Annotated in this window: 14 protein-coding genes; 9 read left to right on the plus strand and 5 right to left on the minus strand. The window is 58.7% G+C overall.

Annotated features, from left to right (window positions below; genetic code table 11):
- Positions 1 to 261: 261 nt before the first annotated feature.
- Positions 262 to 1,101, plus strand: coding sequence for a hypothetical protein (locus tag GQF02_RS08805; RefSeq protein WP_220789400.1), 840 nt, complete (start codon positions 262 to 264; stop codon positions 1,099 to 1,101).
- 70 nt (positions 1,102 to 1,171) lie between these two features.
- Here GQF02_RS08805 and xdhC read toward each other — a convergent pair whose 3' ends face one another.
- Genes xdhC through uraH form a run of 4 tightly spaced genes read right to left on the minus strand, consistent with a single transcriptional unit; the run spans position 1,172 to position 6,284 of the window.
- On the minus strand, positions 1,172 to 2,131 hold the full coding sequence (xdhC, locus tag GQF02_RS08810; RefSeq protein ID WP_160796455.1) for a xanthine dehydrogenase accessory protein XdhC: 960 nt from the start codon (positions 2,129 to 2,131) through the stop codon (positions 1,172 to 1,174).
- Positions 2,128 to 4,437: a xanthine dehydrogenase molybdopterin binding subunit gene (xdhB, locus tag GQF02_RS08815; RefSeq protein WP_160796457.1), complete on the minus strand. Its 2,310-nt coding sequence runs from the start codon at positions 4,435 to 4,437 to the stop codon at positions 2,128 to 2,130. Before xdhB ends, xdhC begins: the two co-directional genes overlap by 4 nt.
- The gene (gene xdhA, locus GQF02_RS08820) at positions 4,434 to 5,909 is read right to left on the minus strand and encodes a xanthine dehydrogenase small subunit (protein WP_160796459.1); all 1,476 of its coding nucleotides are present in this window, start codon (positions 5,907 to 5,909) and stop codon (positions 4,434 to 4,436) included. The genes xdhB and xdhA overlap by 4 nt, the downstream gene beginning before the upstream one ends.
- Positions 5,910 to 5,912: 3 nt before the next feature.
- The gene (gene uraH, locus GQF02_RS08825) at positions 5,913 to 6,284 is read right to left on the minus strand and encodes a hydroxyisourate hydrolase (RefSeq protein WP_235930127.1); all 372 of its coding nucleotides are present in this window, start codon (positions 6,282 to 6,284) and stop codon (positions 5,913 to 5,915) included.
- Between the two features lie 203 nt (positions 6,285 to 6,487).
- Between uraH and GQF02_RS08830 the strand changes: the two genes are divergently transcribed.
- Positions 6,488 to 7,453: a LysR family transcriptional regulator gene (locus GQF02_RS08830; RefSeq protein WP_160796461.1), complete on the plus strand. Its 966-nt coding sequence runs from the start codon at positions 6,488 to 6,490 to the stop codon at positions 7,451 to 7,453.
- Here GQF02_RS08830 and uraD read toward each other — a convergent pair.
- Entirely contained in the window at positions 7,419 to 7,943 is a 525-nt protein-coding gene (gene uraD / locus GQF02_RS08835) for a 2-oxo-4-hydroxy-4-carboxy-5-ureidoimidazoline decarboxylase (protein WP_160796463.1), read from the minus strand. The genes GQF02_RS08830 and uraD overlap by 35 nt on opposite strands.
- Before the next feature lie 209 nt (positions 7,944 to 8,152).
- Between uraD and GQF02_RS08840 the strand changes: the two genes are divergently transcribed.
- From GQF02_RS08840 to GQF02_RS08870, 7 genes are all read left to right on the plus strand, one after another.
- Positions 8,153 to 9,349 carry a urate hydroxylase PuuD gene (locus GQF02_RS08840; RefSeq protein WP_160796465.1) on the plus strand — a complete coding sequence of 399 codons (1,197 nt, stop codon included), beginning with the start codon at positions 8,153 to 8,155 and terminating at the stop codon, positions 9,347 to 9,349.
- Positions 9,349 to 10,281: an allantoinase PuuE gene (gene puuE, locus GQF02_RS08845; RefSeq protein WP_160796667.1), complete on the plus strand. Its 933-nt coding sequence runs from the start codon at positions 9,349 to 9,351 to the stop codon at positions 10,279 to 10,281. The genes GQF02_RS08840 and puuE overlap by 1 nt, the downstream gene beginning before the upstream one ends.
- Positions 10,278 to 11,297 (plus strand): allantoicase, encoded by a 1,020-nt coding sequence (gene alc / locus GQF02_RS08850; protein ID WP_160796467.1) that lies wholly within the window; start codon positions 10,278 to 10,280, stop codon positions 11,295 to 11,297. Before puuE ends, alc begins: the two co-directional genes overlap by 4 nt.
- Positions 11,294 to 11,800, plus strand: a complete 507-nt coding sequence (locus tag GQF02_RS08855) for an ureidoglycolate lyase (RefSeq protein WP_124734599.1) — start codon at positions 11,294 to 11,296, stop codon at positions 11,798 to 11,800. The genes alc and GQF02_RS08855 overlap by 4 nt, the downstream gene beginning before the upstream one ends.
- A 20-nt stretch (positions 11,801 to 11,820) precedes the next feature.
- Positions 11,821 to 12,558: an IS5 family transposase gene (locus GQF02_RS08860; protein ID WP_407924825.1), complete on the plus strand. Its 738-nt coding sequence runs from the start codon at positions 11,821 to 11,823 to the stop codon at positions 12,556 to 12,558.
- Positions 12,559 to 12,676: 118 nt separating this feature from the next.
- Complete coding sequence (locus tag GQF02_RS08865; protein WP_160796469.1) at positions 12,677 to 12,928, plus strand: hypothetical protein; 252 nt, start codon at positions 12,677 to 12,679, stop codon at positions 12,926 to 12,928.
- Between the two features lie 3 nt (positions 12,929 to 12,931).
- On the plus strand, positions 12,932 to 13,084 hold the full coding sequence (locus GQF02_RS08870; protein WP_160796471.1) for a protease inhibitor I42 family protein: 153 nt from the start codon (positions 12,932 to 12,934) through the stop codon (positions 13,082 to 13,084).
- The last annotated feature ends 15 nt before the right edge of the window (positions 13,085 to 13,099 follow it).

Genomic DNA, 13,099 nt, shown 5'->3' on the forward strand with positions numbered 1-13,099 from the left:
TTTTGTCTGTACAAAGTTATTCCTTTTTATGGTGCGCGTTTTGCTGTTTTTTGGTGCCTGATTCAAATAAGTGGCAATTTTTTCTGTGTGAATGTCCAGTTATTGTGCATTGCATGTATTGAACGATATTTATTATCCGGGTTGGTGTTGATGTTTTATTATTATTCGATCGGTCAAATATTCTCTATTAGTTAGTGGCCAGTACAAGGTTGGTAGGTTTGAGGCGTCGATGTTGCGACGCCACAATCCAAAGGAGTTTGTATGGCCAAATTCAAGATGCTTTTATGTGCCGGCATGTTGTGCTCGTTTTCAATTCCCGTTTTTTCCGCAGATTGGAGTGACACATCTATCGGGTATCGTTGGAGTAATCAGTACACCGAGCCTGCTATCGATGCTGAATTTAGCAAGAATATTGTTTCGCTGACCCATGCCAGCGGATATCGATACGGCAGTAATTTCTTCAATATCGATGTCTTGATGTCGGACTCTAAAGATCCGGCTGCCGGAGCTGGGTCAAGTGGTGCCCAAGAGTTGTATGCGGTCTATCGGACGCAACTGTCGCTGAACAAGGTTTTTTCCCGTGATTGGAAATTGGGCCCGATAAAGGATTTTGCATTTACCGCCGGGTTCAATGCAGGTAGCAAGAATACTCAGTTTGCGCCGAGGCCTCGGGTATTGGTGGCCGGTCCAACCTTGAAGTTTGATGTGCCGGGATTTCTTGACCTGAGTGTGTTGTATCGCGACGAAACGAATCACAACGGAATTCCGGGGGCAAAAGAGCGGAATGTACACTTTGACTCGACCTGGAATGTCAACCTGTCGTGGGGTATTCCGTTCCAGATCGGCGCTGCACCGTTTGTGTTCAAGGGTTTTGCCGATTACATAGGGGAAAAGGGCAAGGATGGTTTTGGCGGTTCAACCAAGCCGGAAACCTTGGTCCGCACCGCACTGCTAGCCGATGTTGGTCAACTGGTGGCCGGTCATAAGGGAGTGGTTTTTGTCGGCCCCGGTTACGAATACTGGCATAACAAATTCGGTAATCCGCCTGGTAAAGGGACTAAAACCAGTGCGCCGTCGATTCATGCCGAGTGGCATTTCTGATGCCTGATATTGCCGCCCGATTTTTCGGGCGGCTTTTTTATCTCAGTTCGTTTGATGATCCCGTGGTCGTCTAGGCTGTCGCCAGGACGTTCTTGCCGTATGCTGAGGTGTTCGATTGCATAAGCATCTTCTGTTCTCGTAACTGCAATAGCTGGGCGCAGCACGACACGGCAATAGCCATTGGCGACTTATCTTTGATCCCTTCCACGCCGATGGGGCTGCACAGTCGAGCACGCTGCTGCGCGCTGATGTTCCTTGCCTCCAGCCTGTTTAGGAAGCGGGCACGCTTGCTTTTTGAGCCGATCAGGCCGACAAAGCCCGGCCGCGCCTGCGCGAGCAATGCATGGACAATGGCAAAGTCCAGCGCGTGGTCGTGTGTCATCACCAGATGAAATGCGCCGTCTGGCGCAAGTAAGGCCTCTGCGGCAGGGTCATCGCTTGGTAACGGTGTGATGTTCGGTGTATTCATCGCAGGCAGGACATCATCCCGATTGTCGATCCAGGTGGTTGCAAACGGTAAGGATGCGAGCATGGGCTGCATCGCCTGCGCAATATGGCCGCCGCCGTACAGCCAAAGCGGGGTGCGGTCGTCGTGTAGAGACTCGAGCAGGTACTGCTTGCCTAGGTGGGTCAGCAACTGCACGCGCAGGGGCGGCTGCCAGGCAGCCAAGCTAGGCGCCAACCATTGCGGGGCGTCACCAGCATGCGTGAAGTGAATGGGTGAAAACGCGCCCACCCGGCTAAGGCGCCAGCGGGCGGCTGGTGCGGGGGAGGGGATTTCCTGTTCAAACCACAGATCCACCACTCCGCCGCAGCACTGCCCCAGGCTTGCGCCCAGTACAAAGCGTTGGCAGCACGCTGCCGGCTGTTCATTGCATAGCATGTCTCTGGCCATACGTATTGCCAGCCATTCCAGATGTCCTCCACCGATGCTGCCCCGGCTGTGCGTTGCATCAACGGACATGCTCGCTCCAGCCTCCCTTGGTGCCGATCCGCGGGTCGCCGCGACGGTGACGCGAATGGTCCTCATTGCGGTGTCCTTGCTTTTTGCACCGCAACCAGAATGGCCTCCTCCGTGGCAGGTGCATTCAGGGAAACGCTGCAGTGCTCAGACGCACAGGCTGCAACTGCATCGCGTACGGCAAAGAATACGGCCATGCCGAGCATGAACGGAGGCTCGCCGATCGCCTTCGAGCGATGAATCGTATCCGCCTGATTGGGGGCGTGCTGGAGCAGCCGAATCCTGCTCGCCTCAGGCCAGTCACGCGCACTCGGAATTTTATAGGTCGAGGGTGCATGTGTGGCGAGCGTACCGTCATTCTTCCAGACCAGTTGTTCCATGGTCAGCCAGCCTAGTCCCTGCATCAGGCCTCCTTCAATCTGGCCGATGTCCAAGGCGGGGTTGAGCGAATGACCGGCATCGTGCAGTACATCTAGTGACAGCGTGCGCATTTCGCCGGTTAGCGTGTCGACGGCCACTTCGGCTAGCGCGGCACCACAGGCGAAGTAGTAAAAGGGGCGCCCCTGAAAGCTGCCTTTTTCATATGCCAGATCAGGGGTTGCATAATAGCCGGTGGCAAAGAGCTGAATACGGGCAAAGTAAGCGGCTTTGACCAACTCCTCGAAGCTCAGCACATGTGCGCCGGCAAAAACATCATCGTTGGCAAAGCGGATGTCGTCGGTACTCACACCAAAGCGGGTGGCCGCGAATGCCTCCAGGCGGCTACGCAAGCATTTTGCCGCCGCTGCGGCCGCCTGTCCGTTCAGGTCGCTGCCTGAAGAGGCTGCCGTGGCCGATGTATTGGGAACCTTGGCCGTATCGGTCGCTGAGACGCGTACCCGGTCGATATGGATGCCAAGTTCTTCCGCGACGATTTGGGCGATTTTCGTGAATAGCCCCTGGCCCATCTCGGTACCGCCATGGTGGATCAGCACGCTGCCGTCGGTGTAAATGTGCAGCAATGCGCCGGCCTGATTGTAGTGTGTGGCGGTAAACGAGATGCCGAATTTGACCGGGGTCAGTGCGAGTCCCCGTTTGACGTAGGGGCTGGCTGCGTTGAATGCGTCGATTGCCCGGCGTTTATCCGCATAACGCCCGTCTTCGGCCAGCGTATCGACCAGCCTCGCAAGCGGTGCACCCTCGACACTCATACCATAGGGCGTGTGCTGGTGTGGCTGGTACAGATTACGCCGGCGTACCGTCCATGGGTCGATGCCTAGCTGGCGTGCGATATCATCGAGAACCGCTTCGATCGCCAGCATGCCCTGAGGTCCGCCGAATCCCCTGAATGCTGTGTTGGAGACGGTATGCGTCTTTAGCCGGTGCGAGGTAACGCGTACGGCCGGCAGCCAGTAGGCGTTGTCGATATGCAGCATGGCGCGGTCGTTGACCGGGCCGGACAAATCGGCCGAGTAGCCGCAGCGTGAGGCCAGTTCAATGTCCAGTGCGAGCAGATGCCCCGCTGCATCAGTTCCCGCTTGGTAGCGTACCCGAAAGTCGTGCCGCTTGCCGGTGATGAGCATATCGTCGTCGCGGTCCAGGCGCAGGCTGACAGTGCGTCCGAAGTGGCGTGCCGCGAGTGCTGCCAGCGTGGCGACCAGTGCGGCCTGCGACTCTTTCCCGCCAAAAGCGCCTCCCATGCGCCGGCACTGAACGGTGACCTGACTGGCACTCAGGCATAGTGCATGGGCGACGATATGCTGGATCTCGCTGGGGTGCTGGGTCGATGAGCGTATGCATACGCCTTTGTCATCATCCGGTATGGCGACTGCGACTTGCCCTTCCAGATAGAAGTGTTCTTGCCCGCCCATTTCGAACTGGCCGCTAAAGTGTCTGGGCGCGATTGCAAGTGCCGCATCGGCATCGCCCCGGACGAGGGTCTCGGTTGGCAGTAGAAAACTGTCCGCGGCGAGGGCAGAGTCGATATCGAGGATGGCGGCAAGCGGCTGCCAGTTTGCCGAAAGTTTTCGGGCCGCGCGTCGTGCTGCGAGGTGGCTGTCTGCCACCACCAGACAAACGGGCTGGCCGGCGTATTCAACCAGTGTTTCGGCCAGCAAGGGGTCGTCAGGGCGGATTCCGCCATAGTTGTTCTGCCCGGGAATGTCGCGGGCGGTGAGCACGCCGACTACTTCGGGGGCAGCCAGCATATCCGTGCAGTCTATGGTGCTGAACCGTGCATGCGCATGCGGGCTATAGGCGATCGCAGCATGCAAGGCCCCTGCCGGAAGGGGCACATCTGCGGTGTAGTGAGCGTGCCCGGTCACGTGCAGGTGCGCGCTTTCATGCTGGATGGCCTGGCCTACGCAGGTATTGGTGCGCGAGAGCGGGGCATTCATGATGTTGCCTCCAGATGGTGAATCCGGCCCGCATCGTTGCCCTGCCATTCCTGTAGTGCCCGCCTGAGCAGACCGCTGGCCGCCGCCATGCGGTAGTCGGCGCTGGCACGGTGGTCGGACTGTGGCGAGAGCGCCTGCCCCAGCCAAGTGTCGATGCCGGCTGCGCAGACACGCTCCAGACTCGCTCCCTCCAGTGCCACTTCGAGTTCGGATACACGTTTGGCGCAGGCCGCCATCCCTCCAAATGCCAGGCGGACTTGGGATAGGCATCCGTCCTGTACGCTGGCGCTGAACGCGATGCTGACTGCACTGATGTCCTGGTCGTATCTGCGGGCGAGTTTGTACGCGGCGATGCGCTGTCCCGGTCGTGGACACGGTATATGGATTGCAGAGAGATATTCGCCAGCGCGCAGCAGGTTTTGACGGTAGCCCGTGTAAAAACCGTGCAGCGCAATGCGCCGCACGCCCTGCACCGAAACCAGAGACAGTTCCGCGTCCAATGCCAGCAGTACAGGGAGTGCGTCGCCGACGGGCGAGCCGTTGGCCAGATTGCCAGCCAGCGTACCTGCGTGCCGGATCGGCGGCGAAGCGAAGCGATCGCCCAGCTCTGCCAGCTCAGGGTAGTGCGTGGTCAGTTCGGTAAACGCATCGGCCACGCTGACGCTTGCACCGATGTTGATCGTTTCTGCATCGGTGGATATTTCCCCCAGACCCTGCACCCGCAATAAGGCGATCAGTATCCGCGGGGCAAAAAAGGCTTTGTTGATGGCGACACCAATGTCGGTGGCACCGCCCACTAGCGTGGCATCGGGGTGGTTCGCAAGCCAGCCAGAGAGTTCTGCCTGTGTGCGCGGGGCGACGAAAATATGGCCTGCGCTTTCCTGCACTAAAGTGGTGCCATCATCGAGGGCGCGGATCGCGGCCAGCTTTGATGGCTCGCATCCGCTTAGCTTGTTCCAGTGGGATGTGGGGGGGTAATCATCCATCGCCAGCGCGGCGTCGACGATCGGGCGGTAACCGGTACAGCGGCACAAGTTTCCCGATAGGCAGGATAGAACTTGCGGCCGGTCCGGACGTCCTGCCTCGAGATAGCGTCCGGCCAGCGACATGGCGATCCCGGGCGTGCAGAAGCCGCATTGCGATGCGTGATGCTGTATCAGCGCTTGTTGTACCGGGTGCAGGGGCATGCCAGCGGGGGCGAGCGACTCGACCGTGACGACTTCGCAGCCGTCTACCAGCGCCAGCGGCCGGATACAGGCGTTGACGCTCTGATAGCGGACTTGTCCATGATGCTCGCGCCCGACAAGAACCGTGCATGCACCACAATCTCCTTCGGCGCAGCCTTCCTTGCATCCGGTTCTGCCAAGCTGCTCGCGCAGCACAGGCAGCAGCATCGTGGTAGGCATCCACTGCTGAATTTCGACGACTTTGCCGTCCAGCAAGAAGCGAACGGTGGAGCGGTTGTGCGTCATGGCTCAGCTTCCCCGGTAGGTGCTGTAGCCGTAGGGCGATAGCAATAGCGGCAGGTGCAGCGAGGGCGCGGAGTCATCGACCAAAAAGTGGATATCAATCAGGTCAAAAAACGGGATGCACCCTTTCGCGCCCAGATAATCGGTGACTAAGAAGCGCAGGGTATAGCGGCCGCTTCGCCAGGCATGGCCTTGCAGCAGCGGAATGTCTAGCCTGCCATCGGCATTGCTGTGTGCGCTGGCGAGTACTTGTCCATCCTGAAGCAGGATGACGGGTATGCCGGCTGCAGGCAGTCCGCGGCTAGTGTCGAGAATGTGGGTGGTCAGTTTTCCCATGGCAACGGCCCGCTGGATGATGTCGATGCCAGTCTCTAGCAAGTGCCGTTCCTGCGGTAGCCTCAAGTACCGATAAACGGTATCGGCATTCTTAAATAAAGCTATTGCTTCTATCTCGCCTGAGCGTGCTCTCCGACGCTCCTGTTCGCTTGTGGCATGGCGCGTGCTTTGTTCGTTTTGTATATCAACCAGCAATACGCCAATAGCTGTTGGCTCATGGTGTGGCACACAGGACGGGAGGGGTTATGCGCGGCATTCCATCGTGGGACGGGGTAGACATTCACTTATTGAAGGTACTCAACGTCTTGTTGAACGAATGTAGTGTTTCGCGCGCGGCGCTCAAGTTGGGCTTGTCCCAGCCGGCGGTCAGTACAGCGCTCAAGCGTCTGCGCGAAATCAGTGGCGATCCGCTACTGGTACGGGGCCGTTTTGGGATGACGCCCACCGCGCTCGGGCTTGCGTTGCACGACACGGTAAGGGCAGCACTAGAAAAACTCGAGCTGATGACCTTTGTCGGTAAGCCTCCATTCGAGGCGTCGCAAACGCGGCAGGCATTCAGTATCGCCAGTCCGGATTACCTGAACGCAGGGCACCTGGGGCGTCTGGTCGGGCGTGTGAATCGTCTGGCTTCTGGCGCGACGATTACGATGCATGCGCTAGGTCCGGATTATGACTGGCTGGGCGCCTTGGAGTCCGGGGAGATTGATTGCGTCATCGGCAACTGGCCGGAGCCTCCCGAGCATCTGCGCACAGCGCCGTTATTCGAGACGGACTTCGTGGTTCTGATGCGCAGTGGGCATCCTTTGCTGGGTAGCGGGCTGACGACTGATACCTATTTGGGGGCTGGGCATCTGGCACCGACGCCGCATAGTGCCGGTCCACGGGGGAGTCTCGACATGTACTTTGCGCGCGAGCGTCTGCGCCGCCATGTGGCTGCCCAGGTGCCTTACTTCAACTTAGCGCCCTATCTATTGTTGCAAAGCGATCTGCTGTTTACCTGTTCGCGGCAGTTTGCCGAGCATTATGCCGGCTTGCTGCCGGTCGAATACTTGCCGCTGCCGATGTCGTTGCCTGCGGTACGCTACTACTTGCTCTGGCACGAGCGCAGCCATTACAGCGAGGCGGATCGCTGGTTCCGGGATCAGGTCATGTCGACGATGCGGGACGATGAGCCGCTCAGCCCTCGTCCGCGACACGCGCTGCCAGTCTGAAGCCGGCAATCAGCGCGATTTGCTGTAGTGCGGCAGAAAATTCTTCAGCTGGCGTTTGCTGCAGGCGCTGTTCCAGTTCGTTTGCGATCTGTTCCGAGGTGCGTCCTTGTACTGCGACGATGAATGGAAATCCGAATTTCTCCCGATAGCGGGCATTGAGGCGTTGCATACAAGACAGCGCAGCCTGATCCAGCGTACTCAGTCCTGCCTTCTCTTGCTCCTGTGTCGATGCCGGGCTCAATTGTCCCGCGTTCGCGGCAGTGCCAGCCAGTTCCGGGTGGGCGCAGATCAACTGTTGCTGCTGGATGGGGGGGGCATCGAGCATGGCATGGTTAAGCGCGATCAGCAGCGATTCACGGCTTGCAAACGGGCGCGCATCCCAAGCCCGTTCAGCGACCCAGTCGCTGTGTTCGTAAATGCCGGCCAGAGCGGCGATGAAATCAGCGTGGTTAAGACGGGAAAGCGCGCTGGGCAGAAGCAGCGTGGGCATTAAAAACTTCCTCCATGGTAGGTATGCCCTGAATTATCGATATCAGCTGTTTTTACGCCAATGCGAAAAACCACATATGCCCCTTATGTGTATTTCGATAACGGGTAACGCACATGGCAAATATGTGGGAATGGCAATAAAGGGTATCGCCCCCCGAATGTGGAAAACGTCGAATAATCGCCAAGACAACATAAGGGAGCACCCGACACATGGATGGATATTGGTTGGACTGGGCCGGTTTGCTATTACGCTGGCTACACGTAGTCGCTGCGATCGCCTGGATCGGCGCATCGTTTTATTTTGTTTGGCTGGATAATCATCTGATCCCACCGCAGGAGCCAGCACTGCAGGCGAAAGGCGTCAGCGGTGAATTATGGGCCGTTCATGGCGGCGGATTCTACAACCCGCAAAAGTATCGGCTGGCGCCGCCGGTATTGCCCGAGAAACTGCATTGGTTCCGCTGGGAGGCTTACACGACCTGGCTGTCCGGGATGGCCTTGCTCACTGCGCTGTATTTTCTTCGCCCCGGTTATCTGGTTGATCCCTCGGTGGCCGCGCTGGCGCAATGGCAGGCGGTCATGCTGGCGCTGGGGGGGCTATTGCTGGGTACCGTGCTGTACGAAGGCGTGTGTCGCGTGTTTGCCAGCAAGCCTGTTGTGCTAGCGTCTCTTTTGCTCGGTTTAGTCGGTGCGCTCTGTTTTGCCTTTGCACAATATTTTGCACCCCGTGCCGCGTTTTTGCTGACCGGCGCGACGCTGGCCTGCTGGATGGCAGGGAATGTGCTGTGGGTCATCATCCCCGGTCAACGCCGAATGGTCGCCGCCATTGCGGCACAGCGGCAGCCGGATGTAAGCGATGGTTTACGCGGCAAGCAGCGCTCGTTGCACAACAACTACCTGACCTTGCCGGTCTTGTTGGCGATGATCAGCAACCACTACGCCTTTCTTTACCAGCAGGAGCAATCGTGGCTGGTACTGTGGCTGCTGATGCTGGCCGGTGCTCTTATCCGCCATTTTTTCAATAGACGCCACCATGGCGTGGCCGATTGGCGATTTCCTCTGGGAGCCTGTCTGCTACTGGCGCTGGTGGCATGGCGTGTCGCACCGCAACCCGCTGCACCCGTCGTGCGCGCTGAGGGAGTGGATGAGGTTCAGGTGCAGCGCGTGCTGACAGAGCGTTGCGTGTCCTGCCATGCAGCAAAGCCGACGCAAGCCGGGTTTGCCGCACCGCCGGCCGGGCTACGTCTGGATGACCGTCATGCCATCGCGGCTAATGCGGTGCGCATTCACCAGCAGGTTGTACTCAGCCGCACCATGCCGCTGGCCAATCTGACCCAGATGACCGAAAGCGAGCGGCAGTTGATTAGCCGCTGGTTTGCTGCACAGGGGCAAGGGGGTCAGCCGTGATGACGTCCTATCCGCGTGATTTGACCGGTTACGGCCGCAATCTGCCTGCCGTGCAATGGCCGGGTGCTGCCCGAGTGGCGGTGCAGTTCGTGCTCAATTTCGAGGAGGGGGGGGAGTGTTCCGTCCTGCACGGGGATGCGACTTCGGAACAGTTCCTGTCAGAAATCATCGGCGCCACCGCCTACCCTGACCGGCACCTGTCGATGGAGTCTATCTATGAATTCGGTTCGCGGGTCGGGGTGTGGCGCATCCTGCGTGAATTCGAGCGGCGTGGCTTGCCGCTGACGGTATTCGGCGTAGCCATGGCGCTGGAGCGCGTACCAGAAATCGCCGCGGCTTGCGTCGAGCTTGGGCACGAAATCGCCAGCCATGGCTGGCGCTGGATTCATTACCAGACGGTCGATCTTGAAACCGAGCGCGCGCACATGGCACGTGCAGTGGAGGTACTCACACGGCTGACCGGCGCACCCCCTTTGGGATGGTATACCGGGCGGGACAGCCCGAGCACGCGCAGCTTGTTGGTCGAGCATGGCGGTTTTTTGTACGACAGCGACTATTACGGCGATGAACTTCCGTTCTGGACCGAGGTGGAGACCCTCGGCGGTGCCCGCCATCCGCACCTGATCGTGCCCTATACGCTGGACTGCAATGATATGCGCTTCGCCACCGCACAGGGTTTCAATACCGGCGAGCAGTTCTTCCAATACCTGAAGGATAGTTTCGATGTGCTGTATGCCGAAGGCGGCGACACGCCACGGATGCTGTCCATAGGCATGCATTGCCGCTTGCTTGGGCGCCCGGGCCGCTTTGCCGCGCTGAAGCGCTTTCTTGATTACCTTGAACAGCACGACCGTATCTGGGTCTGCCGTCGAGTCGATATTGCCCGTCACTGGCATTTACATCATCCGTTTATACCAAGGAGCGCTCCATGATTCCTCCCCTGACAGCTCCTGCGGCCGATTTGCCGGCCTGGGCCCGCAACAGCGTCAACCTTGCCGATATGCGCCTCGGCGCGGTGGCGCTGACCTGCTCTGATGATTTTTTTGCGCCCATGTCTCGCTTGCTGGCTCCGGATGCAGCACAGTTTTTCCCTGGTCGCTACGACGATAACGGCAAATGGATGGACGGTTGGGAGTCGCGCCGGCGCCGCAGTGGGGGAAATGACTGGTGCGTGGTGCGATTGGCTTGCCCTGGGCAGCTTGTAGGCGTGGATATCGATACCAGCTTTTTTACCGGCAATTACCCGCCGGCCGCAGCGCTCGAGGGCTGTCTTGTCGGGGCTGACCCGCTGCTCGAGTCGTCGTGGCAAACACTACTGCCTGTTACGGCGTTAACAGGGAATGCCCACCATTTGTTGCCATTGCATAGCCATACGCAGTTGTTCAGTCATGTGCGGCTACATATTTTTCCCGACGGCGGCGTGGCGCGCTTACGTGTCTACGGGCAGCCCCGGCAGGGTGCCCAGTTGCCGAACGAGGCTGGCCTGTTCGAGTTGTCGGCCTTGATTGGCGGCGCCCGGGCAGCGGTCTGGAATGACGCGCATTACGGGACGCCGGACAAATTACTGCTGCCAGGCCGAGGTCTGGATATGGGCGATGGCTGGGAGACGAGACGGCGGCGTGAACCGGGGCACGACTGGTGCGTGATCGCACTGGGTGCGCCTGGCGTACCGGTGCTGATCGAAGTCGATACCGCACACTTCAAGGGAAATTTTCCGGATCGCTGCTCCTTGCAAGGCGCATGGCTGCCTGATGCCGCTCCGGCTGCCTTGCCTGCGCAGTCACAATTCTGGCCTACGCTTTTATCCGAACAGCCACTGTCGGCAGATTCGATTCACCATTTCAATTTGGAGGGAGCGGCTGCGGTGACGCATGTGCGGTTCAATCTGCATCCTGACGGAGGCGTATCTCGGCTCCGCGTGTGGGGCCAACCGGTCGATTTGCCATGAAAACCTTGCAGCTGGAAGCACTGACTGCGGCATCCTTCGCGCCGTTCGGGCAGGTCATTGAAGCCGGTAGCCTGGCGTCTCACTATCCGATCAACGGCGGAAGCTGCACCCGCTACCATGATCTGGCCAGACTGGACCCCGGTTTCGGCGGTGAACTGATCGCTAGCGTGTTCCGTGCACAGCCGACCCCGCTGCCGCGCTCGGTCGCGCTACTTGAACGCCATCCGCTGGCGTCCCAGGCATTTATCCCGCTATCGGGCCGGCCATTTCTGGTGCTGGTTGGCATGCCGTCGCCAAAGCCTGATCCAAATTCGATCCGCTTATTTATGGCCGAGGCTTCTCAGGGGGTGAATATCAATCGTGCAGTTTGGCACCACTCGTTATTGGCACTGGATGCTATCAGCGATTTTCTGGTATTGGATCGTAAGGGACCGGGCGCCAATTGCGATGAGGCTTGGCTCGATGAGCCCCTGTGGTTGGGGGCGCTGGCAGGGTCTCGGTAATTTTCATGCATAACTAGGGGCTGTTGACGTTTCGAGGCAGGGGGAGAAAAGAGAGGGGCAAACCCGCAGAATTAAGGCTCCTACACCGATCTCCCTGCAGGTTTGCAATGCCACGATTGATGCTCATGCGCGTCGGTTGCCCATGGCGGGACTTGCCTAGCGCTTTTGGCGGCTGGAACTCGATCTACAAGCGCTTCAATGCTTGGTCTGCTGCCGGCAAATGGCTCAGAATTTTCAAGACCTTATTGATTGATCCCGATTTCGAGTGGGTGTTCATCGATGGAATCTATGCGAAAGCCCACCAACATAGCACCGGCGCAGCCGGTAAGCAGCCTGAGGCCATCGGAAAAAGTCAAGCAGGTAACACGAGAAAAATCCACTTGGCGGTGGATGCGTATGGCTTGCCTGTGGCGTTTGAAGTTACCGGGGGTGAGGTCAACGACTGTACCGCTGCCCCCGAACTGATTGCTCAACTGCCATTGGCCGAGGTGATCGTGGCAGACAAAGGCTATGACAGTGAGCGTATTCGGCGCCAAATTGAGGCACAGGGAGCGCGCCCTGTCATTCCAAGAAAACGGAATTCGGTCAAGGGAAATGCGGATCTGGATCGGGGGCTGTATTGTTGCCGACATCTGGTGGAGAACGCCTTTGCGCGGCTGAAGCATTACCGAGTCGTGGCGTTCCGATACGATAAGTTGAAGCGTAATTACGAAAGCGTGGTGGCCATGGCGTGTGCGTTTTTATGGCTGCCAATGTGAAACGTCAACAGCCCCTAGGGCTTTTTTGCGTTTTGGCCCAATTTTGCCCCACGGCTGCCGGCATGAATGCTCTGCTATGCTCCTATGTTGTCGCCCGAGCCGGATAAGGATAGTCATCATGTACAGGATCAGTTTTTTGCTATTAAGCGTCGTGCTGCTGGGTGGGTGCGCCTCGTCGCAAGCTGTCCAGGCTCCGCCATCAACAGATGCCGGGCAGGCGTTACGGATAGGGGAGGCGGATAACGGCTTGACGCTGCAGATGCAGCGCGGCCAGCGCTTGCTGCTGGCTGTGCCGGCTACCCCATCTACCGGCTATGTCTGGCAAGCCTCGGGTTTTGCACCGGTGCTGGCGCAGCAGGGCGAGGCATAATTTGTGGCGAATGGCAGCATGCCGGGCAGTGGCGGGGTCGAAACCTGGTCTTTTGTGGCCGACAAGGAGGGTATCACGCAGTTGCGACTGCGCTATTTGCGGCCATGGGAAGCGATGCCGCTACGTGAACTGAACTACCGCGTCGAGGTCAATTGATTGACCTTTTTATCG

The organism is Craterilacuibacter sinensis, from assembly GCF_009831765.1.
GTDB classification, from domain to species: Bacteria; Pseudomonadota; Gammaproteobacteria; order Burkholderiales; family Chromobacteriaceae; genus Craterilacuibacter; species Craterilacuibacter sinensis.